Source organism: Micromonospora sp. CPCC 205739 (genome assembly GCF_036906795.1).
Lineage (GTDB): Bacteria > Actinomycetota > Actinomycetes > Mycobacteriales > Micromonosporaceae > Micromonospora.
The window spans coordinates 455,490-477,150 of record NZ_JBAKHS010000002.1; the positions used below are offsets into that span (position 1 = coordinate 455,490).

The 21,661-nt window shown below is 73.2% G+C and carries 17 protein-coding genes and 1 pseudogene; 11 read left to right on the forward strand and 7 right to left on the reverse strand.

Annotated elements, in window-relative coordinates; genetic code table 11:
* Positions 1-27: 27 nt before the first annotated feature.
* A complete protein-coding gene (locus tag V6U88_RS06030) occupies positions 28-1,125 on the reverse strand; it encodes a mandelate racemase/muconate lactonizing enzyme family protein (RefSeq protein ID WP_334450555.1) in 1,098 nt (365 codons plus the stop codon).
* 44 nt (positions 1,126-1,169) lie between these two features.
* On the opposite strand from V6U88_RS06030, the gene V6U88_RS06035 reads away from it, so the two are divergent.
* Entirely contained in the window at positions 1,170-1,967 is a 798-nt protein-coding gene (locus V6U88_RS06035; protein WP_334450557.1) for a tyrosine-protein phosphatase, read from the forward strand.
* Between the two features lie 10 nt (positions 1,968-1,977).
* Here the strand turns inward: V6U88_RS06035 and V6U88_RS06040 are convergent, their stop codons facing one another.
* Entirely contained in the window at positions 1,978-2,844 is an 867-nt protein-coding gene (locus V6U88_RS06040) for a serine hydrolase (RefSeq protein WP_334450559.1), read from the reverse strand.
* Between the two features lie 71 nt (positions 2,845-2,915).
* Between V6U88_RS06040 and V6U88_RS06045 the strand changes: the two genes are divergently transcribed.
* Complete coding sequence (locus tag V6U88_RS06045) at positions 2,916-3,587, forward strand: class I SAM-dependent methyltransferase (protein WP_334450561.1); 672 nt, start codon at positions 2,916-2,918, stop codon at positions 3,585-3,587.
* An 82-nt stretch (positions 3,588-3,669) separates the two neighbouring features.
* On the opposite strand, the gene typA is transcribed toward V6U88_RS06045, so the two are convergent.
* Entirely contained in the window at positions 3,670-5,538 is a 1,869-nt protein-coding gene (gene typA, locus V6U88_RS06050) for a translational GTPase TypA (protein WP_334450563.1), read from the reverse strand.
* Positions 5,539-5,672: 134 nt separating this feature from the next.
* On the opposite strand from typA, the gene V6U88_RS06055 reads away from it, so the two are divergent.
* On the forward strand, positions 5,673-7,034 hold the full coding sequence (locus V6U88_RS06055; protein WP_334450564.1) for a DedA family protein: 1,362 nt from the start codon (positions 5,673-5,675) through the stop codon (positions 7,032-7,034).
* A 74-nt stretch (positions 7,035-7,108) separates the two neighbouring features.
* Here V6U88_RS06055 and V6U88_RS06060 read toward each other — a convergent pair whose 3' ends face one another.
* Entirely contained in the window at positions 7,109-9,235 is a 2,127-nt protein-coding gene (locus V6U88_RS06060; protein WP_334450565.1) for an MMPL family transporter, read from the reverse strand.
* A 174-nt stretch (positions 9,236-9,409) separates the two neighbouring features.
* On the opposite strand from V6U88_RS06060, the pseudogene V6U88_RS06065 reads away from it, so the two are divergent.
* Positions 9,410-9,920 (forward strand): annotated as a pseudogene (locus V6U88_RS06065) (MarR family winged helix-turn-helix transcriptional regulator); the annotation flags it as partial.
* A gap of 320 nt (positions 9,921-10,240) precedes the next feature.
* Positions 10,241-11,125, forward strand: coding sequence for a hypothetical protein (locus V6U88_RS06070; RefSeq protein ID WP_334450566.1), 885 nt, complete (start codon positions 10,241-10,243; stop codon positions 11,123-11,125).
* Between the two features lie 89 nt (positions 11,126-11,214).
* Here the strand turns inward: V6U88_RS06070 and V6U88_RS06075 are convergent, their stop codons facing one another.
* The gene (locus V6U88_RS06075) at positions 11,215-11,418 is read right to left on the reverse strand and encodes a cold-shock protein (RefSeq protein WP_088983014.1); all 204 of its coding nucleotides are present in this window, start codon (positions 11,416-11,418) and stop codon (positions 11,215-11,217) included.
* A gap of 184 nt (positions 11,419-11,602) precedes the next feature.
* On the opposite strand from V6U88_RS06075, the gene V6U88_RS06080 reads away from it, so the two are divergent.
* Both V6U88_RS06080 and V6U88_RS06085 read left to right on the forward strand, forming a co-directional pair.
* A complete protein-coding gene (locus V6U88_RS06080; protein WP_334450572.1) occupies positions 11,603-12,286 on the forward strand; it encodes a class I SAM-dependent methyltransferase in 684 nt (227 codons plus the stop codon).
* Between the two features lie 100 nt (positions 12,287-12,386).
* Positions 12,387-13,010, forward strand: coding sequence for a DedA family protein (locus V6U88_RS06085; RefSeq protein ID WP_334450573.1), 624 nt, complete (start codon positions 12,387-12,389; stop codon positions 13,008-13,010).
* A 15-nt stretch (positions 13,011-13,025) separates the two neighbouring features.
* Here V6U88_RS06085 and V6U88_RS06090 read toward each other — a convergent pair whose 3' ends face one another.
* Both V6U88_RS06090 and V6U88_RS06095 read right to left on the reverse strand, forming a co-directional pair.
* On the reverse strand, positions 13,026-13,679 hold the full coding sequence (locus V6U88_RS06090) for an MBL fold metallo-hydrolase (RefSeq protein WP_334450575.1): 654 nt from the start codon (positions 13,677-13,679) through the stop codon (positions 13,026-13,028).
* A gap of 7 nt (positions 13,680-13,686) precedes the next feature.
* Complete coding sequence (locus tag V6U88_RS06095) at positions 13,687-14,403, reverse strand: maleylpyruvate isomerase family mycothiol-dependent enzyme (protein WP_334450577.1); 717 nt, start codon at positions 14,401-14,403, stop codon at positions 13,687-13,689.
* Positions 14,404-14,581: 178 nt separating this feature from the next.
* Between V6U88_RS06095 and rsgA the strand changes: the two genes are divergently transcribed.
* From rsgA to uvrC, 4 genes are all read left to right on the forward strand, one after another.
* Positions 14,582-15,661: a ribosome small subunit-dependent GTPase A gene (gene rsgA, locus V6U88_RS06100; RefSeq protein ID WP_334450578.1), complete on the forward strand. Its 1,080-nt coding sequence runs from the start codon at positions 14,582-14,584 to the stop codon at positions 15,659-15,661.
* A 185-nt stretch (positions 15,662-15,846) separates the two neighbouring features.
* Complete coding sequence (gene uvrA / locus V6U88_RS06105) at positions 15,847-18,792, forward strand: excinuclease ABC subunit UvrA (protein WP_334450580.1); 2,946 nt, start codon at positions 15,847-15,849, stop codon at positions 18,790-18,792.
* A gap of 157 nt (positions 18,793-18,949) precedes the next feature.
* Positions 18,950-19,435, forward strand: a complete 486-nt coding sequence (locus V6U88_RS06110; RefSeq protein ID WP_334450581.1) for a Rieske (2Fe-2S) protein — start codon at positions 18,950-18,952, stop codon at positions 19,433-19,435.
* 101 nt (positions 19,436-19,536) lie between these two features.
* Positions 19,537-21,477 (forward strand): excinuclease ABC subunit UvrC, encoded by a 1,941-nt coding sequence (gene uvrC, locus V6U88_RS06115; RefSeq protein ID WP_334450582.1) that lies wholly within the window; start codon positions 19,537-19,539, stop codon positions 21,475-21,477.
* Positions 21,478-21,661: the final 184 nt, after the last annotated feature.

The following is a 21,661-nucleotide window of genomic DNA, read 5'->3' on the forward strand; positions in this document are numbered from 1 at the left end:
CGACCCTATGAAAGAAACCAACGATCATCAACCGCGAGCCTGCACTTTTGCGTCAGTGACCGAGGAGATGCCCAACCCGGGTGCGTCCGGCAGCACCACGGTCGCGCCGTCGTACCGGATCCCGCCGCGCACCGGCGACCAGGCCAGCCACCAGGCGGCGTCCAGGTCGGAGACGGCGGTGGTGCGGTACGCGGCGACCAGGCTGGCCGCCGCCCCGACCCCGACCGCGCTCTCCATCATGGAACCGACGATGGTGCCCATGCCGTGGGCGCGGGCCAGCTCCAGCAGCGTGCGGGCGGTGTGCAGGCCGCCGCACTTGGCCAGCTTGACGTTGACCAGGTCGGCCGCCCGGCGGCGGATCACCTCGACCAGGTCGCGGACGCCGAAGACCGCCTCGTCGGCCAGGATCGGCACCTCCACCCGGTCGCTGACCCAGGCGAGGCCGTCCAGGTCCCACCGGGACACGGGCTGCTCGACCAGCTCGACGTCGAGCCCGGCGTCGGTGATGCCCCGGATCACCCGGACCGCCTCGCGCGGGGTCCAGCCCTGGTTGGCGTCCAGCCGGATCCGCACCCCGGGGCCGACCGCCGCGCGCACCGCGCGGACCCGGTCCAGGTCGGTCGCCGCGTCCGTGCCCACCTTCAGCTTGAGCACGTCGAAACCCTCGCCGCGGCGCTGCTTGGCCGCCGCCGCCAGCTCCACCGCGTCGCCCGCGGCCAGCGTCACGTCCGTCGGGACGCGCAGCGTCGTGCCGCCGAGCAACCGCGCCAGGGGTACGCCGAGCCGCCGCGCCGCCAGGTCGTGCAGCGCGACGTCGAGCGCCGCCTTGGCCGACTCGTTCCCGGTGACCGCGGTGCGCACCTCGGCGCAGCGGGCGACCAGGTCGTCGGCGTCGCGGCCGGCGACCGCGGGGGCCAGCATGTCGCGGACGCACGCCTCGGCACCGACGACCGACGCGCCGGTCACCTTCCAGACCTGGGGCGCCTCGCCGAAGCCGGACCGCCCGTCGGAGTCGATCACCTCGACCACCAGGGTGTCCACGGTGGTGGTACGGCGCAGCGCGGTGACGAACGGCGTGTGCAGGGGAGCGGAAAGCCGGTGGGTGCGTACCGCGGCGATCGTCATGTGCGGCACCCTATACGCAGACGGGCAGCGGAGGGGGAGGCCGAATGGGCAGGCGGGGCTGGGAACTGGTGGGCGCCCCGAACGCGCGCGACCTGGGCGGGTTGCCCACCGTCGACGGGCGCCGGGTGCGGGCCGGCCGGCTCCTCCGCACCCCGGCGTTGGGCCGGCTCACCGACGGCGACCTGCCGGTGCTGGGCAAGCTCGCCCCGGCCTGCGTGGTGGACCTGCGGGACGCCTCCGAGATGGCGGTCGCCCCGGCGGACCGGCTGGTGGGGGAGCCCCGGGTGGTGCACCTGCCGGTCCTCGACCCGGCGCACCCGGTCTTCACGTACGTCTCGGCGCTGCTGCTCGGCCACGACCTGGAGACGTACGACGAGCTGGCCCGCGAGGGCACCCCGGCGGCGATGGCGGCGATCTACCGCTGGTTCGTCACCGGGGAGTCCGCCCGGGAGGGGTTCGCCACGGCGGTGCGGCTGGCGGCCGACGCGCAGAACCTGCCGCTGCTGTTCCACTGCTCGGCCGGCAAGGACCGCACCGGCTGGCTGGCGGTGGTGCTGCTCACCGCGCTGGGCGTCGAGCCGGCGGCGATCCGCGCCGACTACCTGTGCCACAACGAGTTGACCGTCAGCCTGCGCGAGGTGCTGCTGGCGGCGCTGGTGCGCCGGCAGCCGGCGCTGGACCCGGAGACGGTGCGCCCGGTGCTGGAGGTGCGCCCGGAGTACCTGGACGCCGCCTACGACGAGGTACGCCGGGTGCACGGCTCGTTCGACGCGTACCTGCGCGACGGGCTGGGCGTCACCGACGAGGTGCGCGAGGCGCTGCGGGACAACCTGCTGGAGTGAGGTGCCCGGGTCAGCCGGCCAGGTCGTGCCGGGCGGCCCAGACCCGCGCCGAGACGTTCGCGATCAGCCGGCAGGCGTCGTCCTCGATCTCCTCGCCGGTGGCGCCGCCGTCGGCCAGGTCGGTGGTGGTGCAGACGACGATCACGTACGGCGGGGCGTCGTCCGGCAGGACCACGCCGGCGCCGTGCCGGACCCCGCGTACCCAGCCGTTCTTGTGCGCGATGCGGGTGCCTTCGGGCAGCCCGGAGGCCAGGTCCTCGCGGTGCTCCTGGGCCAGCAGTACGTCCATCATGGCCGCGCAGGCGGCCGGGGAGGCCAGCGGTCCCGGGCCGGTGGCCCCGGTGGCCAGCCCGCCGAGCAGCGCCGCCAGGTCGGCGGCGGTGACCAGGTTCGTGATGCCGGCGTCCCGGGCGGCGAAGTCCTCGATGCCCCGTCCGGTGACGCTGTGCCGGCCCCCGGCCAGCGCCCAGGCGCGGGCCACCGCCGGCAGGCCGACCCGGCCGAGCACGATGTTGGTGGCCAGGTTGCTGGACCGGGTGATCATCCGGTCGGCGAGCCAGCGCAACGGAGCGGTCCCGCCGACCCGGTCCCAGACGGCGTCGTCGTTGTCGTAGTGCCGGGCGCAGGAGAACCGGGGCGTCCCCGGCTGCGCGGAGTCGAACTCGTTGACCACCGGGATCGGCGCGTCGAGGTCCAGCTCGCCCGCCTCGGCGGCCCGGTGCAACGCGAGCAGCACCGCGACCTTCATCGTGCTGGCCGCGTAGTGGGTGGCGTCGGGTCGGCGGGTCCAGGTCGGGGCCGCGCCCAGCCGCCCCACGTGCGCCGAGACGGTGCCGGGCACCCGGTCCAGGTGGGCGTCGAGATCATCCCAGGTCATGCCGAGACGGTAGCCGATCATCGCGCGGTGTGGGACAGCGCGCCGCGGGCGCGAGCGCCTACCGTGCCGACATGACGGTTGCCGCGTACGACGCCCACGCGGACTGGTACGAGCAGTTCGCCTCCGACACCGCCGCCGACTACATGACCCGGGTCCGCCGGCAGCTCGCCGACCTGCTCGGCCCCGGCCCCGGACGCTGCCTCGACCTCTGCTGCGGCACCGGGGCGCACGCCACCGAGCTGCGCCGGCTGGGCTGGGACCCGGTCGGCGTCGACCTCTCCGGTGGGCAGCTCCGGCACGCCCGTCAGCGGCTGCCCGTGGCCCGGGGCGACGCGGCCGCGCTGCCGGTCGCCGCCGCGGCGCTGCCCGCGGTGGCCTGCGTCCTCGCCCACACCGACGTGCCCGACTATCCGGCGGTGATCGCCGAGGCGGCCCGGGTGCTGGCGCCCGGCGGAAGCTTCGTCCACGTCGGCGTCCACCCGTGCTTCATCGGCCCGTTCGCCGACCGGTCGGATCCCGCGCGGATCGTGGTCGACGGCGGCTACGCCGAGCGGGAGCGCAGCTTCCGCGTCTGGTCGACGCACGGCGTACGGGCTCGGGTCGGCGCCTGGCACGTACCCCTGGCCGACCTGCTCAACGCGGTCACCGCCGCCGGCCTCACCCTGACCCGGACCGCCGAGTCCGGCTCGGGGCCGGTGCCGGACCTCTTCGCCCTGCTCGCGGTGAAACCGGGCCGGTCGTGACCGCCGGCCGGTGAGCGGGCGGAACGGGCGGAGCCCGGACCGCGGGTGCGGTCCGGGCTCCGGTGGTGTGCCGGGCGGTGGGTCAGCCGGCGTGCTTGCGACGGGCGGCGGCCCGGCCGCGCGCCGTCTGGTCCAGCACCACCTTGCGGATGCGGACCGCGCTCGGGGTGACCTCGACGCACTCGTCCTCGCGGCAGAACTCCAGCGCCTGCTCCAGGGAGAGCTTGCGCGGCGGGATCAGCTTCTCGGTCTCGTCGGAGGTCGACGCCCGCATGTTGGTGAGCTTCTTCTCCTTGGTGATGTTGACGTCCATGTCGTCGGAGCGGGAGTTCTCCCCGACGATCATGCCCTCGTACACCTCGGTGGTCGGCTCGACGAAGAGCTGCCCGCGCTCCTGGAGGTTGATCATGGCGAACGAGGTGACCGCGCCCGCCCGGTCGGCGACCAGCGAACCGTTCTGCCGGGTCCGCAGCTCGCCGAACCACGGCTCGTACGACTCGAACACGTGGTGCAGGATGCCGGTGCCCCGGGTGTCGGTGAGGAACTCGGTGCGGAAACCGATCAGGCCGCGCGCCGGCACCAGCCACTCCATCCGGATCCAGCCGGTGCCGTGGTTGACCAGCTGCTCCATCCGGCCCTTGCGGGTCGCCAGGAGCTGGGTGATCGCACCCAGGTACTCCTCCGGGGCGTCGATGGTCAGCCGCTCCACCGGCTCGCAGACCTTGCCGTCGATCTCCTTGGTGACGACCTGCGGCTTGCCGACGGTCAGCTCGTAGTTCTCCCGGCGCATCTGCTCCACCAGGATGGCCAGCGCCAGCTCACCACGGCCCTGCACCTCCCAGGCGTCCGGCCGCTCGGTCGGCAGCACCCGCAGCGAGACGTTGCCGACCAGCTCCTTGTCGAGCCGGTCCTTGACCATCCGGGCGGTGACCTTGGCGCCCTTGACCCGGCCGACCAGCGGCGAGGTGTTGGTGCCGATGGTCATCGAGATGGCCGGCTCGTCGACGGTGATCAGCGGCAGCGGGGTCGGGTTCTCCGCGTCGGCCAGCGTCTCACCGATCATGATCTCCGGGATGCCGGCGACCGCGATGATGTCGCCCGGGCCGGCCGAGTCGGCCGGCTTGCGCTCCAGGCCCTCGGTCATCAGCAGCTCGGAGATGCGGACCCGCTGGGTGCTGCCGTCGGTGCGGCACCAGGAGACCGACTGGCCCTTGCTGATGGTGCCCTGCCGGACCCGGCACAGCGCCAGCCGGCCCAGGAACGGAGAGGCGTCGAGGTTGGTGACGTGCGCCTGCAGCGGCGCCCCCTCCTCGTAGGCGGGCGCCGGGATGGTGTCCAGCAGGGTGCGGAACAGCGGCTCCAGGGAGCTGCTGTCGTTCGGCACCGAGCCGTCGGCCGGCTGGGTCAGCGAGGCGATGCCGTCGCGGGCGCAGGCGTAGACGATCGGGAAGTCGATCTGCTCCTCGTCGGCGTCCAGGTCCAGGAAGAGCTCGTAGGTGTCGTCCACGACCTCCTTGATCCGGGCGTCCGGACGGTCCACCTTGTTGATGACCAGGATGATCGGCATGCGGGCCTTGAGCGCCTTGCGCAGCACGAACCGGGTCTGCGGCAGGGGACCCTCGCTGGCGTCGACCAGCAGCACCACCCCGTCGACCATGGTGAGGCCCCGCTCCACCTCGCCGCCGAAGTCGGCGTGGCCGGGGGTGTCGATGATGTTGATGGTGACCGGGTCGGAGCCGTCCGCCGGCATGTACCGCACGCCGGTGTTCTTGGCGAGGATGGTGATGCCCTTTTCCCGTTCGAGGTCCATCGAGTCCATGACCCGCTCGGTGTCCTCGCCGCGGGCGCCGTAGGCGCCGGCCTGCCGCAACATGGCGTCGACCAAGGTCGTCTTGCCGTGGTCGACGTGGGCGATGATGGCGACGTTGCGGAGGTCGGTGCGAAGCTGCATACCCTCCATACTCCTGTCTACGGTTGCCGGGGCACGTGTCGGGGTCACCCCCAGATGGCCCGGATCTGTGCCGGAACTGCTGTTCCGACCGTTCGCGCGGCTGGCATGCTGGCCCCCGTGTTCATGGGGACCGGATGCATGACCTGCTGACCTCGCTGCAGGGCCTGCCGTCCCTGCTGATCTATGTGATCGCCGCGACGATCGTCGCGGGGGAGACCGCGGTGATCTTCGGTCTGCTGGTGCCGGGCGAGGCGACCCTGTTGCTGGTCGGCTTCTTAGCCTACGCGGGGACGCTTCGGCTTGTTCCCGCGCTGCTCGTCATGACAGGGGCGGCGGTGATGGGAGACACACTCGCCTTCCGGTCCGGCCGCCGCTACGGCCCCCGGTTGCGGGCCGGCGGGCTGGGCGCCCGGGTCGGGCCCGAGCGGTGGGCCAGGGCCGACGCGATGCTCGGCCGGCTGGGCGGGCGGGGGGTGTTCGCCGCCCGCTGGGTGGCCTTCGCCCGCACCCTGGTGCCCCGGCTGGCCGGCGCGGCCGGCCTGCCGTACCGGCGGTTCGCGCCGTGGAACCTGGCCGGGGTGACGACCTGGGTGGGCGGCTCGGTGCTGCTGGGCTACCTGGCCGGCGAGTCGTACGAGACGGTCTCCCGGCTGCTCGGCCGGGCCACCGGGGTGGTGCTGGTGCTGCTGGCCGTGCTGGTCGCGATCGTGCTCGCCGGGCGGTGGCTGGGGCGCAATCCCGACCCGGCGCGGGCGCTGCTGACCCGGGCCGCCGCGCTGCCGCCTGTGCGCTGGGTCACCGGCCGGTACGGCATCCTCTTCTTCCTCGTCGCCATGCACCTCGGGCCGGGCTGGGCGCTGCTGCTCAACCTCGGCGCCGGTCTGCTGCTGCTCTCGGCGGCCGGCCTGGCCGTGGCCTGGCTGCTGGAGGCGGTGGTCCGTTTCAGCGGGCTGGCAGTGGTCGACGGTGTGATCGCCGACTGGTTCGCCGACCGCCGTACCCCGGGCGCGGTGCAGGCGGCCCTGACGACGGTCTCGGTGCTGCGGGGGTCGTTCCTGATCGTGCTGGTGGCGGTGCTGGCCGGGCTGCTCGCCTGGCGGCACCGGCCCTGGCGGGCGGACCTGCTCAGCGTCTTCGGCACGGTCGGGGCGTTCCTGCCGCTGGTGGTCCTGGCGGTGGTGGCCGACGCCACCCCGTCGGCGCGGGCGGCTGTCATGTTCCCGACGCAGAACGCCGTGGTCGCCGCGAGCCTCTGCACGCTCGCCTGGCTGGTCTCCCGCGACGCCCGCTGGCCGGTGGCGGTGGCCGCCTGGACGACGGCCGCGGCCGGCATCGCGCTGCTCGGCGGGGCCCGCCTCTACCTGGGCTGGAGCACGGCCAGCGGGACGGCCACCTCGGTGCTGCTCGGGGTGGCCTGGTCGGCGGTGTTCGTGGTCGCCTGGGCCACCCGGGACCGGGCGGTACGGGCCGCCGCCGGGGCGCCACCACCCCGGTAGGGCGTGATCGCATCCGCCTCGACCGGTGAGGGCCGGGACGCGACGCGCCCCGGCCCTCACCCGTCCCCGGACGGTCAGTCCCGCGCGGCGACCGGCTCCGGTCGTGCCGGGGCGTCCGGTACGGGGTCGCGGTGGATGCGGCCCGGCGCCCAGAACCGGTCACCGAGCAGGAAGGCGAGCGCCGGGACGAGGACCGTGCGCACCAGCAGGGTGTCGAGCAGCACACCGATGCAGACGATGATCCCGACCTGGGTCAGCGTGATCAGCGGCAGCACGCCGAGGACGGCGAAGACCGCCGCGAGCAGGATGCCGGCGCTGGTGATGACCCCGCCGGTGACCCGCAGCGCGGAGAGCATGCCGTCCCGGGTACCCGTGCTCCGGGCGTCCTCCCGGGCCCGGGTGACCAGGAAGATGTTGTAGTCCACGCCGAGCGCCACCAGGAACACGAAGGCGATCAGGAGGACACCGCTGTCCAGCGCCGGGAACCCGAGGACGTGGTCGAAGAGCAGCCACGCCGCGCCGAGGCTGGCGAAGAAGGACGCGATGACGGTGAGCACCAGCAGCACCGGCGCGACCAGGCCGCGCAGCAGCAGCACCAGTACGGCGCCGACGAGCAGCAGGATGATCGGCAGGATCAGGCGCAGGTCCTTCGCGTTGGCCTCGGCCGAGTCGTAGGTGGCGGCCACCGTGCCGCCGACGATCGCTCCGGAGAACTCCTCCGCGCCGTCCACCGTGGGCGGGGCGGAGCCGGGGACCGCGGCGACCGCGTCCCGCAGCGCCTCGATCGCCCGGTCCGAGGCGGCGGTGCCCGGCTCGGCCTCCAGCACCACGTCCACCTGGGCGATGCCGGCCCCCGCCTCACCGGGGCGTACGGAGGCGACGCCGGGGACTGCCGTCGCGGCGTCGGTGACGGCCCGCGCCGCCGCGGGGGTGGTGAGCACGGCGACCGGCTGGGTGGTTCCGGCCGGGAACGCCTTCGCCAGCGTCTCCGCGCCGGCGACGGCCTCGGGCTTGACCCGGAACTGCTCGGTCTCGGACAGGCCGGTGCGGATGCCGAGCCCGCCGAGCGCCAGGCCGGCGAGCAGCAGCGTGGCGAGGACCGCCACCGGTGCCGGGCGGCGTACGACGGCGGCGCCGAGGCGGCCCCACAGGCGGCCCTCCCGGGCGGCACTTCCGGCGCGGGGGACGAACGGCCAGAACAGCCCCCGGCCGAAGATCACCAGCGCGGCGGGCAGGACGAAGAGCGCGGAGAACATCGCGAGGACCACGCCGGTGGCGCATGCTACGGCGAGCGCTCGGTTGAGCTCCTGTTCGGAGAGCAGCAGGGTGAGCACGCCCAGCACGACGGTGAAGCCGCTGGCCAGGATCGGCTCGGCGGTGCGGCGCAGGGCGGCCCGCATGGCGACGAAGCGGTCCTCTTCGCGGCGCAGCTCCTCCCGGTAGCGCGCGATGATCAGCAGGGCGTAGTCGGTGGCGGCGCCGAAGACCAGGACGCTGGCGATGCCGGTGACGGCGCCGCCGGCGAGGTTGATGCCGGCCGCCGGGACGATCGTGTCGAGGGCGCGCAGGGTCAGCTGCTCGGTCGCCGCGACGATGACCAGCGGCACGATCCACAGGAACGGACTGCGGTAGGTGATCAGCAGCAGCAGCGCGACGACGGCGGCGGTGACCAGGAGCAGCGTGGTGTCGGCGCCCTCGAAGACCTTGGTGAGGTCGGCGGTGAAGGCGGGCCCGCCGGTCACCTGCACGGCGAGGGAGTCGGGCACGTCGTCCAGGGTGGCGCGGAGCCGGTCGATGGTCTGCGCCACCTGGTCCTGACCGCCGGCGGTGGAGAGCGGTACGGCGACCAGCGCGACCGTGCCGTCCGGGGAGACCTGCGGTGGGCTGACCCGACCGCCCACGGCCAGCTGGTTCAGCTCGCCCGAGCGGGCCGCGAGGGCCGCCCGGTCGGCTTCGGTGAGCGCCCCGCCGTCGGTGCGGCTGAGCACCACGAGCGCCGGCTGGGTGTCGCTGGAGGGCAGTTGGTCCTGGAGGCGCTCGACCTGGGTCGACTGCCACTCGACCGACAGGCCGGTGGAGGAGACCGGGTCCGGATTGTCGGGCTTGGGCAGTCCGAAGACCGCCGCGCCGACGACGATCGCGGCGACCACGGTGAGCCAGGCGGCCAGCCGGCTGCGGGCGACACGGGTGAACACAGACATCGGATGCCCTCACGGTCCTTCGACTCGAAATCTCGGCTGTCAAGAGTCTTGCCGAGCAAGAGCATTATTGCAAGTCGTCGAGTATCTTGACGAGCGAGATTGTCGAGGGCTGCTCTATGCTGCTCGGGAGCGGGGTCCGACAGGGGGAAACGACCAGACGTGGCAGCGCACGACATGTATCGACGGCGGGACGACCGACGCAGTCAGATGGTCGCCGACATCACCAACGACCTGCGGCGATACTCGGTGGACGCGCAGCACATCGGGCACGCCTTCGCCGGCCTGCACGGGCTCAACCCCACCGACCTGCACGCCCTGATCGCCGTCATGGACGCCGAACTGACCGGCGACCCGATCACCCCCGGGCGGCTCGGGGAGCAGCTCAACCTCTCCTCCGGGTCGGTGACCGCGCTGATCGACCGGCTGGAACGGGCCGGGCACATCCGCCGCGATCGGGACACCGCCGATCGGCGCAAGGTCTTCCTGCGCTACGCCGACCAGGGCGCCGCGCTGGCGATGAGCTTCTTCGGCCCGCTCGGCCGGCGTACCGACGAGGTGATGGCGCGCTTCACCGACGAGGAGCTGGAGGTGGTGCACCGCTTCATGGCGACGATGGTCGCCTCGATGCGGGCGCACCGGGACGCCGTCCGGGCCGAGTCGACCCGCCGCCCGACGAACTGACCCGTCGCCGGTCGAGGTGCCCGGCAACGGTTCCGGCCCTCGGCTACGCCCGACGGGACGGTCACTTTCTGTTGTGGACTACGGCTCGTCCGATGTGGCCGCGCGGTGTGCGCGCACCCCTCAAGCGGTCGGTCCCAGCTGACTCACAGCTTCGATCCATCTGAAGAGAACCCATTTGAGCTGGGCGTTTGTCCATTCGCGGGGCTATCGTTCAGCCAACGCCCGACGTCGTGCAGTTCCAGGTCGGGCTCGCTCCCGCACCCGTACACCGCCACGCGGTGTCACCGTCGTGCCCGGCCCCTGACCCTACGGAAAGGGGATCCCATGACAACGGCTCCGGCCAATCTGCTGGCCGCCCGCCGCCTGCTGATCGACAACCTCAACATCGACCGCGACACGGTTCGCGACGACGACCTCGAACCCGGTGAGGTGGGCATCGTCGGTGATGCGGGGCACCGCGGCGGCTACCACTGTGGCTCCGACCGGGTGGTGACCAACGACTACTCGGTGGTGGAGTCCAGCCGGGACTCCGCCGGGCTGACCCTGCATGCCTCCGCGCTCGACGTGGGCGTCTTCGCGGTGAGCTCCGGCGGCCGTACGCACAACCTCCGCACGTTCTCCACCTGGTGCGTCGCCCAGTGCGCGGCGAACACGGCGGACAGCCGCGACATACGCGAAATCATCTACTCACCGGACGGGCGGACCGTCCGACGGTGGGACCGGCTCGGCAGGCGCACCAGCGGCGACAGCTCGCACCTGTACCACACCCACTTCAGCTTCTTCCGCGACTCGACGAAGGCGAACCGGGACCAGACTCCGCTGTTCCGGCGCTATCTCACCACCATCGGACTCCTGGAGGACGACGACATGACCCCCCAAGAACACAGCTGGCTCGAGACCGTGCACCGCAACCTGACCGTCCTGGACGGACGTAACCCGGTCGGTCAGATCTACACCAGGATGACGATGGGCGAGGACCACGCGGACCCCGGCCTGGTCGTCCAGCACCCCACCCTGAAGTCGCTCGGCGCGCAGCTCACCGCCCTGCAGACGGCGCTGACCGCGCTCGCCAACAAGGACTTCACCGACGAGACGGCGATCGTCCAGGGTGTCCTCGCCACCCTCACGCCGGAGAAGATCGCCGCGGCGATCCCGCCGACCATGGCCAAACAGGTCGCCGACGAGATCGCCCGACGTATGGTCGCCTGACCAGGCCCGACACCGGCCGGTTGCGGGCGGACCGGTCCGGGCACGCGCAGTGGCGGCGGCCGACCCCGACCGCCGCCACCGGCACGGAACTACAGCGGACGGACGTTGTCCGCCTGCGGACCCTTCTGCCCCTGGGTCACCTCGAACTCGACCTTCTGGCCCTCGTTCAACTCCCGGTAACCGCTGGTCGCGATCGCCGAGTAGTGGACGAAGACGTCCGGGCCTCCGCCGTCCTGCTCGATGAAGCCGAAGCCCTTTTCCGAGTTGAACCACTTGACCGTGCCGGTTGCCATGCATCTCTCCCTGTCCAAGACGGGTGAGCATCCGCGCGTCGACGGATGATCGCCCTGTGCTTCCCCGACAGTAACCGGCGAACCGCCCGTTCGCTGGCTGAAGTGCCGCAGGGGGCGAATGGAAAATCGCGAGTCGGACGCGAAAGCGGCCCGGTACCGGCGTCGACTCCGGCATGCTCGACCGGTGGGCGGACCCAGTACGAGGGCGTTGACCGTGCTGGAGCGCGAGATCGGCGCTCCCGGCGACGGGCTCGACCGGCTGCGGCTGGTGCCCACGCCGTTCGTGCCGGAGGTGTGGCTGCACCTCGCCGAGGACGCGATCGTCTGGTGGGCCCGGATGGAGGCGGCGGCCGGCCGTACCCTGCCACCGCCGTTCTGGGCGTCGGCCTGGGCCGGCGGGCAGGCGCTCGCCCGGCACCTGCTCGACCACCCCGAACTGGCCGCCGGCCGCCGGGTGCTCGACCTGGCCGCCGGATCCGGCCTGGTCGCCATCGCCGCCGCGCTGGCCGGCGCCGCCGAGGTCGTCGCCAACGACGTCGACCCGTGGGCGGTGGCCGCGGTGACGGTCAACGCGCGGGCGAACGGGGTGTCCGTCACGGCGCGCGAGGGCGACCTGCTCGACGGCGACGGCACCGGGGTGGACCTGTTGCTCGCCGGCGACGTGCTCTACGACGCGGCGCTGGCCGGGCGGGTGCTGCCGTTCCTGCGGCGGGCCGCCGCGGCCGGGGCCGTGGTGCTGGTCGGCGACCCCGACCGGGGACACCTGCCGGCCGAGGGGCTGGACGTCGTGGCCAGCTATCCGGTGCCCACGACCGAGCCCTTCGTCGACTCGCCGGTCCGCCGGGTGCAGGTGCTCCGGCCGCGCTGACCCGGCGGCCGGCTCGGGGGTGACCCCGAGTCGCGGTTCAGGGCGGGGTGGGGGACCGGACCCGATGTGCCGCAGCGCCGCGGCCCATAGCGTCGGACCCATGCTGGAATCGTTGGCCCAGGTCGGGGAGTTGCCCACCACCCTGCTGATGGGGGCGCTGGGGCTGGTCATGCTCGCCGACGCCGTACCGCTGCTCGGGGTGCTGGTCCCCGGCGACATCGCGATCCTCGCGGCGGTGGGAGTGGGCCGGCCGGCGACCGGTGCGGCCACCGTCGCCGCGGTGGTGGCCGGCTGCGTCGCCGGCTGGTCGCTGAGCTTCCTCGCCGGCCGGGTGTACGGCGAGCGGCTGCGGCACAGCCGGGTCGGCGGCTGGATCGGCGAGACCCGCTGGGCCGCGGCCGAGGGGATCCTGCGCTCCGGCGGCGGACGGATGGTGCTGGTCGCGCCCTTCCTGCCGGTGTTCAACGCGCTGCTGCCGCTGGCGGCGGGCGGGCTGCGGATGTCGTACCGGAGGTTCCTGGCCTGCGCGACGGCGGGCGCCGCGCTCTGGGCCGGCCTCTACCTGGCGCTGGGCACCGCGTCCCGGTCGCTGGCCGGGCTGCTGCCGGGCGAGGGCAGCCCGCTGCTCGTCACCATGGCGGTCGGGCTGGCGCTGGCCGGCCTGGTGCTGCTGGGCACCCGGCGCCGGCTGCGGGCCCTGGCCGGCGCCGGCCAGCCGGGCTGACCGGCGCCGCGCGGCTCACCAGCCGCGGGCGCGCCACTGCGGCAGCGACGGGCGCTCCGCGCCGAGCGTGCTGTCCTTGCCGTGCCCCGGGTAGAACCAGGTCTCGTCCGGCAGCCGGTCGAAGAGCTTCTGCTCCACGTCGTCGATGAGCTGGCCGAAGCGCTCCGGGTCCCGGTCGGTGTTGCCGACCCCGCCCGGGAAGAGGCTGTCCCCGGTGAACAGGTGCGGGGTGCCCGCCGGGTCCCGGTAGAGCAGCGCGATGGAACCCGGGGTGTGCCCCTTGACGTGGATCACCTCCAGGGCGCAGTCACCGACCGGCACGGTGTCGCCGTCGGCCAGCCGCTCCGCCTCGATCGGCAGGCCCCCGGCATCGTCGGCGTGCACCAGCGCACGCGCGCCGGTCTTCGCGGCGACCTCCTCCAGCGCCACCCAGTGGTCCATGTGCCGGTGGGTGGTGACCACCGCGGTCAGCCCGGCGTCGCCGACCAGGTCGAGCAGGCGCGGGGCCTCGTTCGCCGCGTCGATCAGCACCTGCTCGCCGGTCCGCGTGCAGCGCAGCAGGTAGGCGTTGTTGTCCATCGGACCCACCGACAGCTTCGTGATGGTGAGCCGGTCCAGCTCCCGGACGGCGGGCGGGCCGCCGGCGGTGACGTCTCCGGTGTAGCTCATGACGTGTCTATATCCATTCCGGTGGTGTCGGCAGGGGTCCGTCGGGAGTGACGGTCAGCACGTCGCCGCGGCTGCGCCCGATCAACCAGGCGGCCAGCTCGGCGGCCGGGCCGGTGATCAGCGGCGCGCCCTCGGGGTCGCCGACGACCACCTCGTGCCGGCTGCCGTCGAAGCGCAGCACCATCGCCGGGACGTCGGTGCGGGCGGCCAGGCCGGCGCCCACCTCGTGCAGCAGGTGGTGGGCGAACGCCAGCGGCCAGTCGGCCGCCCGGTACCCCACGTCGAGGTCCACGTGGTGCACCTCGACCTCCCGCAGCCGGCCCCAGACCAGCATGGCGGCCTTCCACGGGCCGCGCCGGGTCTGCACCGTGGCCGACCACGCCTCGACCGGCATGGCCGCGACCGCCTCGGCGAACCGTTCGGCGGAGCGGCGCAGGTCGTCCAGGTGGGCCATCGGTGGTCGGGGCGCACCGGCCTCGATGTCGGCGGTCCGGGCGTCCGGGCTGGCGTACATCGGGATGGGTTCGCCGGTGCGGGCGGCGGTGAGCAGGTTGACGAAGCCGTCGGCGTTGCGGGCCAGGTGCGCCAGGACGTGCCCGCGGGTCCAGCCTGGTAGCAGGGAGGGCGCCGCGACGTCCGCGTCGTCGAGAGCGGCCGCGGCGCGCAGCAGACGGGCCGTGGCGTCGTCCACCTCGCCGGTCAGCAGAAGCGGATCCGAGGTCACGCATCGACCCTAGCGGTACGGGGGCGGCCCGTCGCCGGGGAAATCGCTTTCGGCGCGCCGCCGGGCCCCCTACCGTCGGCCTCGAACGCGGCACCGGGACGTCGGACGGAGGTGGTGATCATGCCGGGAGCAGCACGCGTGCACCGCCACAACCAGCTCCGACTCTGATGAGGATGCCATGACGATCGATCTCACCGCCCTCGGCTTCGACGCCGACCGGGCGGCGTACGCACGGCGGCGCCCCGACCGCCGCCCGGGCCGGGTGGCCCGGGTCGACCGCGGGGTCTGCACCGTGCTCTGCGCGGACGGACCCGTCCGCGCCAGTCTCGGCCCGGCGGTGCTCGCCGCCGCGGCCCGGGACCTGACCGCCCTGCCCTGCGCCGGCGACTGGGTGCTGCTCGCCACCTGGCCGGACGGGCCGATCACCGTCGAGACGGTGCTGCCGCGCCGCACCGCCCTGGTGCGGCGGACCGCCGGCAAGGACGCCAGCGGGCAGGTGCTCGCCGCCAACCTGGATGCCGCCGCGGTCGTCGAGCCGGTGCACCCCGAGCCGGACGTCGCCCGCATCGAGCGGCTGCTCTCGCTGGCCCACGAGTCCGGGGCGCGGCCCGTGGTCGTGCTCACCAAGGTCGACCTGGCCGCCGACCCGGCGGCCGTCGCCCGGCAGCTCGCCGCCGTGGCCCCGGGGGTGCCCGTGCTGCCGGTCAGCGCCGAACGGGGCACCGGGCTGGAGCCGCTGCGTCCGCTGGTCGCCCCGGGGCTGACCCTCGGCCTGCTCGGGCCGTCCGGGGCCGGCAAGTCGAGTCTGGTCAACGCCCTGGCCGGGGCCGCGGTCATGCCGACCCAGGCCATCCGCCGGGTGGACGGCAAGGGCCGGCACACCACCACCTGGCGGGCGCTGGTGCCGGTTCCGGGCGGCGGCGCGGTGCTGGACACCCCGGGGGTACGGGCGGTGGGCCTGCTGGACGGCTCCGCCGGGCTGGACCGGGCCTTCGCCGACATCGCCGAGCTCGCCACGGACTGCCGGTACGCCGACTGCGCGCACGAGGCCGAGCCGGGCTGCGCGGTGCGGGAGGCCCTGGAGACCGGAGAGCTGCCCGTGCGGCGCTGGGAGAGCTGGCGGCGGTTGCAGCGGGAGGTGGCGTACGAGAGCCGCCGTCGGGAGACCCGGCTGGCCGCCGAGCGGCGCGGCGGGTGGCGGGGTGGCCGCCGGCGGACGGCGCGTCCGGCACCCCCGGCGTCACCCGGCGGATTCTGAACGCCGCACCGGCGTGGGCCACCCCGGCCTGACCGGTGTGAGCTGGGGGAATGTGCGGGCGCGGGAAGTTGTCGTACCTCGGGGCTAGAGTTGCCGAGGCGTCATTTCTGCGCCCGCAAACCGCTCAGAACACGCTCCGAGCGGACAGATCCGCCTCAATTTCCTCACCCGGGAGTACACGGACAGTGGCCGACCGACTGATCATCCGTGGCGCGCGCGAGCACAACCTGCGTGACGTCAGTCTCGACCTGCCCCGGGACGCCCTGATCGTCTTCACCGGGCTCTCCGGCTCGGGCAAGTCGAGCCTGGCCTTCGACACCATCTTCGCCGAGGGCCAGCGCCGGTACGTCGAGTCGCTGTCGTCGTACGCGCGGCAGTTCCTGGGCCAGATGGATAAGCCCGACGTCGACTTCATCGAGGGCCTGAGCCCGGCGGTCTCCATCGACCAGAAGTCCACCTCGCGCAACCCGCGCTCGACGGTGGGCACCATCACCGAGGTCTACGACTACCTCCGGCTGCTCTTCGCCCGCATCGGCGAGCCGCACTGCCCGGTCTGCGGCGAGCGGATCTCCCGGCAGACCCCCCAGCAGATCGTCGACCGGGTCCTCGGCATGGCCGAGGGCACCCGGTTCATGGTGCTCGCCCCGGTGGTGCGCGGCCGCAAGGGCGAGTACGTCGACCTCTTCGCCGAGCTCCAGGCCAAGGGCTACGCCCGGGCCCGGGTCGACGGCGTGGTGCACCCGCTGACCGAGCCGCCCAAGCTCAAGAAGCAGGAGAAGCACACCATCGAGGTGGTGATCGACCGGCTCAGCGTCAAGTCGAGCGCCAAGCAGCGGCTCACCGACTCGGTCGAGGCCGCCCTCGGCCTCTCCGGCGGGCTGGTGCTGCTGGACTTCGTCGACCTGGACGAGGACGACCCGGACCGGGAGCGCCGCTACTCCGAGCACCTGGCCTGCCCCAACGACCACCCCCTCGCCATCGAGGACCTGGAGCCCCGGGTCTTCTCCTTCAACGCGCCGTACGGCGCCTGCCCGGGGTGCACCGGCCTGGGCACCAAGAAGGAGGTCGACCCCGAGCTGGTCGTCCCCGACCCGGAGCGCACCCTGCGCGACGGCGCGATCCAGCCCTGGGCCACCGGGCACAACCTCGAATACTTCCTGCGCCTGCTCGAGGCGCTCGGCGAGAGCCAGCACTTCGACATCGACACGCCCTGGCGGGCGCTGCCGTCGCGGGCGCAGAAGACGATCCTGCACGGCTCCGACGACCAGGTGCACGTGCGCTACCGCAACAAGTACGGCCGCGAGCGCTCCTACTACACCGGCTTCGAGGGCGTGGTGCAGTGGATCGAGCGCCGGCACACCGACACCGAGTCGGAGTGGTCGCGGGAGAAGTACGAGGGCTACATGCGCGACGTGCCCTGCGCGGCCTGCGGTGGCGCCCGGCTCAAGCCCGAGGTGCTGGCGGTCACCCTGGCCAGCAAGAGCATCGCCGAGGTCTGCAACCTCTCCGTGGGCGAGGCGGCCGAGCTGCTCGCCGGCATCGAGCTGACCGACCGGCAGAAGATGATCGCCGAGCGGGTGCTCAAGGAGATCAACGCCCGGCTGAAGTTCCTGCTCGACGTCGGTCTGGACTACCTCTCCCTGGACCGCCCCGCCGGCACCCTCTCCGGCGGCGAGGCGCAGCGCATCCGGCTCGCCACCCAGATCGGCTCCGGTCTGGTCGGCGTGCTCTACGTGCTCGACGAGCCCTCGATCGGCCTGCACCAGCGGGACAACCACCGGCTGATCGAGACCCTGCTGCGGCTGCGCGGCCTGGGCAACACGCTGATCGTGGTGGAGCACGACGAGGACACCATCCGGGTCGCCGACTGGATCGTCGACATCGGCCCGGGCGCCGGCGAGCACGGCGGCGAGATCGTGCACAGCGGCTCGGTGCCGGCGCTGCTGGAGAACCCGAAGTCGGTCACCGGGGCGTACCTGTCGGGGCGCAAGTCCATCCCGACGCCCCGGCAGCGCCGCCCGCAGACCCCGGAGCGGGAGCTGGTGGTGCACGGCGCGCGGGAGCACAACCTGCGCAACCTCACCGTCTCCTTCCCGCTCGGCCAGCTCATCGCGGTGACCGGGGTCAGCGGCTCGGGCAAGTCGACCCTGGTCAACGACATCCTCTACGCGGTACTGGCCAACCAGATCAACGGCGCCCGGCTGGTGCCGGGCCGGCACACCCGGGTCAGCGGCCTGGAGCACGTGGACAAGGTCGTCGGCGTCGACCAGTCGCCGATCGGCCGGACGCCGCGCTCCAACCCGGCCACCTACACCGGCGTCTGGGACCACGTCCGCAAGCTCTTCGCCGAGACCACCGAGGCCAAGGTCCGGGGGTACGGCCCAGGCCGGTTCTCGTTCAACGTCAAGGGTGGCCGCTGCGAGGCGTGCTCCGGCGACGGCACCATCAAGATCGAGATGAACTTCCTGCCGGACGTCTACGTCCCCTGCGAGGTCTGCAAGGGCGCCCGGTACAACCGGGAGACCCTGGAGGTGCACTACAAGGGCAAGACCGTCTCCGACGTGCTGGAGATGCCGATCGAGGAGGCGGCCGAGTTCTTCTCCGCCATCCCGGCCATCCACCGGCACCTCAAGACCCTGGTCGACGTCGGCCTGGGCTACGTCCGGCTCGGCCAGCCCGCGCCGACGCTCTCCGGCGGCGAGGCGCAGCGGGTCAAGCTCGCCTCCGAGCTGCAGAAGCGCTCCACCGGGCGGACGGTCTACGTGCTCGACGAGCCGACCACCGGCCTGCACTTCGAGGACATCCGCAAGCTGCTGATGGTGCTGGAGGGCCTGGTCGACAAGGGCAACACCGTGATCACCATCGAGCACAACCTCGACGTGATCAAGACGGCCGACTGGCTGATCGACATGGGCCCGGAGGGCGGCCACCGGGGCGGCACGGTGCTCGCCACCGGCACCCCGGAGGAGGTCGCCGAGGTGGCCGAGAGCCACACCGGCCAGTTCCTGCGCCAGGTGCTCAAGCTCGACGGCGAGGCCAAGGGTGCCAAGGCGGCCACCACCCGGGCGGCCAAGGCCAACGGCAGCGCCGCGAAGTCGCGTACCCGCAAGGTGCCGGCCGGGGCGCGCTGAGCGACGGTACGGCGGGCGGGTCGGGAAACCGGCCCGCCCGTTCGTGTCTTCGCCGGTCGCTGGGCGACCGGGTGAACCGTCGGGCACAGTGTTGCGTGTGCCACGGTGAGGCCGCGAGGTCGACGACCGGCGGCGGCAGTCGAGAGAGAGGCCGGAGATGAGTGACGACCAGGTGTTGACCGGACCCGGTACGCAGACGCGGCGGGCCCTGCTCGCGGGCGCCGGCGCGGTGGGGGCGTCGGTCCTCCTGACCGCCTGTGGGGGCGACGACTCCGGGGACGGGGCGACCCCCGCGCCGACCAGCGGTGGACCGGGCGCCACCGCCGGTGACGCGGAGGGCGGCGACCGGGAGGGCTCGTCCTCGCTGGCGACGACCAGCGACATCCCGGTCGGCGGGGGGCAGGTCTTCGCGGCCCAGGGCGTGGTGATCACTCAGCCGGTGGCGGGGCAGTTCAAGGGCTTCGACCCGATCTGCACCCACCAGAATTGCCCGGTGTCGAACGTCGACGGCGGCACCATCAACTGCACCTGCCACAACAGCAAGTTCTCCATCACCGACGGCTCGGTCAAGCAGGGCCCGGCGACCAAGCCCCTCGCCCCGAAGGCCCTCAAGGTCCAGGGCGACCAGATCAGCCTGGCCTGAGACCCCCTGACCCCGTACCCCCCCCGCCCTGGATCGAGGGGCGGGGGTGGGGCCGGCGCGGGTCCAGGGAGGGTGTCGGGGGTGCGGATTAGGCTTGACGGGTGGCTGACCCCTCGACCTACCGTCCCGCGCCCGGCACCATCCCGGAGTCACCGGGGGTCTACCGCTTCCGTGACGGCACCGGCCGGGTGATCTACGTCGGCAAGGCGAGGAGCCTGCGCAGCCGGCTCAACTCGTACTTCGCCGACCCGGTCAACCTGCACCAGCGCACCCGGCAGATGGTCTTCACCGCCGAGTCGGTGGACTGGATCACCGTCGCCACGGAGGTCGAGGCGCTCCAGCAGGAATACACCTGGATCAAGCAGTACGACCCCCGGTTCAACGTCCGCTACCGCGACGACAAGTCGTACCCGTACCTGGCGGTCACCCTCGACGAGGAGTACCCGCGCCTGCAGGTGATGCGCGGCGCCAAGCGCAAGGGGGTGCGCTACTTCGGGCCGTACTCGCACGCCTGGGCGATCCGCGAGACGCTCGACCTGCTGCTGCGCGTCTTCCCGGCGCGGACCTGCTCCTCCGGGGTGTTCAAGCGGGCCCGTCAGGTGGGCCGCCCCTGCCTGCTGGGCTACATCGGCAAGTGCTCCGCGCCCTGCGTCGGCAGCGTCTCCGCCGACGAGCACCGCGACATCGTCGACGGCTTCTGCGACTTCATGGCCGGGCGCACCGACACCATGGTCCGCCGGCTCGAACGGGAGATGACCGAGGCCAGCGAGCAGCTGGAGTTCGAGCGGGCCGCGCGGCTGCGCGACGACGTCGCCGCGCTGCGCCGGGCCATGGAGAAGCAGACCGTGGTGCTCGGCGACGGCACCGACGCCGACGTGGTGGCCTTCGCCGACGACCCGCTGGAAGCCGCCGTGCAGGTCTTCCACGTCCGGGACGGCCGGGTCCGCGGCCAGCGCGGCTGGGTGGTGGAGAAGACCGAGGAGCTGAGCACCGGCGACCTGGTGCACCACTTCTGCACCCAGGTCTACGGCGGCGAGCAGGGCGAGGCGGACGTCCCCCGCGAGATGCTGGTCCCCGAGCTGCCCGCCGACGCCGAGGCGCTGGCCGACTGGCTCTCCAGCCACCGGGGCAGCCGGGTGTCGCTGCGGGTGCCGCAGCGCGGTGACAAGCGTGCACTGCTGGAGACGGTCGAGCGCAACGCCAAGGACGCGCTGGCCCGGCACAAGCTGCGCCGCGCCGGCGACCTCACCACCCGCAGCAAGGCGCTCGACGAGCTCACCGACGCGCTCGGCATGCGGACGTCCCCGCTGCGCATCGAGTGCTTCGACGTCTCCCAGATCCAGGGCACCGACGTGGTGGCCAGCATGGTCGTCTTCGAGGACGGCCTGCCCCGCAAGAGCGAGTACCGCCGCTTCATCGTCCGGGGCGCCACCGACGACCTCTCCGCGATGTCCGAGGTGCTGCGCCGCCGCTTCGCCCGCTACCTCGACGCCCGGGCCGAGAGCGGCGAGATCGGCGAGGAGACCGCCTCCGACCCCGACCGTCCCGGCATCGACCCGACCACCGGCCGGCCGCGCCGGTTCGCGTACCCGCCGCAGCTGGTGGTGGTCGACGGCGGGGCGCCGCAGGTGGCGGCGGCCGCGCAGGCGCTGGCCGAGCTGGGCATCGACGACGTGGCGCTCTGCGGGCTGGCCAAGCGGCTGGAGGAGGTCTGGCTGCCCGACGACGAGTTCCCGGTCATCCTCCCGCGCACCTCCGAGGGGCTCTACCTGCTGCAACGGGTCCGCGACGAGGCGCACCGCTTCGCCATCACCTTCCACCGGCAACGCCGGTCGAAGCGGATGACCGAATCGGCGCTGGACAACGTCCCCGGTCTCGGGGAGGTACGCCGAAAGGCGCTGCTGCGGCACTTCGGTTCGCTCAAGCGGCTCTCCGCCGCGACGGTGGAGGAGATCACCGAGGTACCCGGGGTGGGGAAGCGGACCGCCGAGGCGATCCTCGCCGCGCTGGACGAGGGCACCAAGGCGGATCCGGGTCGCTGACCCTCCGTCAGCTTCCTGTCCGCCGCTCGTCGTCTGAGGCGCACCGTCCTGACTGCGTGGATGCCGGCTGGCGGCTTACGTGAGCCCGGCCGGCCCGGCGGGCGTGGCGGATGACCGGGTGCCCGCCGGCCTTCACCGGCGGGCCTGGCGCCCCGCACCGTGGCCGGGTCGATCTCTTCAGCGG

Bases quoted from the DNA above. Each gene is read 5' to 3' on its own strand.
- V6U88_RS06030 (WP_334450555.1), bottom strand. From the start codon at position 1,125: ATGACGATCGCCGCGGTACGCACCCACCGGCTTTCCGCTCCCCTGCAC.
- V6U88_RS06035 (WP_334450557.1), top strand. From the start codon at position 1,170: ATGGGCAGGCGGGGCTGGGAACTGGTGGGCGCCCCGAACGCGCGCGAC.
- V6U88_RS06040 (WP_334450559.1), bottom strand. From the start codon at position 2,844: ATGACCTGGGATGATCTCGACGCCCACCTGGACCGGGTGCCCGGCACC.
- V6U88_RS06045 (WP_334450561.1), top strand. From the start codon at position 2,916: ATGACGGTTGCCGCGTACGACGCCCACGCGGACTGGTACGAGCAGTTC.
- typA (WP_334450563.1), bottom strand. From the start codon at position 5,538: ATGCAGCTTCGCACCGACCTCCGCAACGTCGCCATCATCGCCCACGTC.
- V6U88_RS06055 (WP_334450564.1), top strand. From the start codon at position 5,673: ATGCATGACCTGCTGACCTCGCTGCAGGGCCTGCCGTCCCTGCTGATC.
- V6U88_RS06060 (WP_334450565.1), bottom strand. From the start codon at position 9,235: ATGTCTGTGTTCACCCGTGTCGCCCGCAGCCGGCTGGCCGCCTGGCTC.
- V6U88_RS06070 (WP_334450566.1), top strand. From the start codon at position 10,241: ATGACAACGGCTCCGGCCAATCTGCTGGCCGCCCGCCGCCTGCTGATC.
- V6U88_RS06075 (WP_088983014.1), bottom strand. From the start codon at position 11,418: ATGGCAACCGGCACGGTCAAGTGGTTCAACTCGGAAAAGGGCTTCGGC.
- V6U88_RS06085 (WP_334450573.1), top strand. From the start codon at position 12,387: ATGCTGGAATCGTTGGCCCAGGTCGGGGAGTTGCCCACCACCCTGCTG.
- V6U88_RS06090 (WP_334450575.1), bottom strand. From the start codon at position 13,679: ATGAGCTACACCGGAGACGTCACCGCCGGCGGCCCGCCCGCCGTCCGG.
- rsgA (WP_334450578.1), top strand. From the start codon at position 14,582: ATGACGATCGATCTCACCGCCCTCGGCTTCGACGCCGACCGGGCGGCG.
- V6U88_RS06110 (WP_334450581.1), top strand. From the start codon at position 18,950: ATGAGTGACGACCAGGTGTTGACCGGACCCGGTACGCAGACGCGGCGG.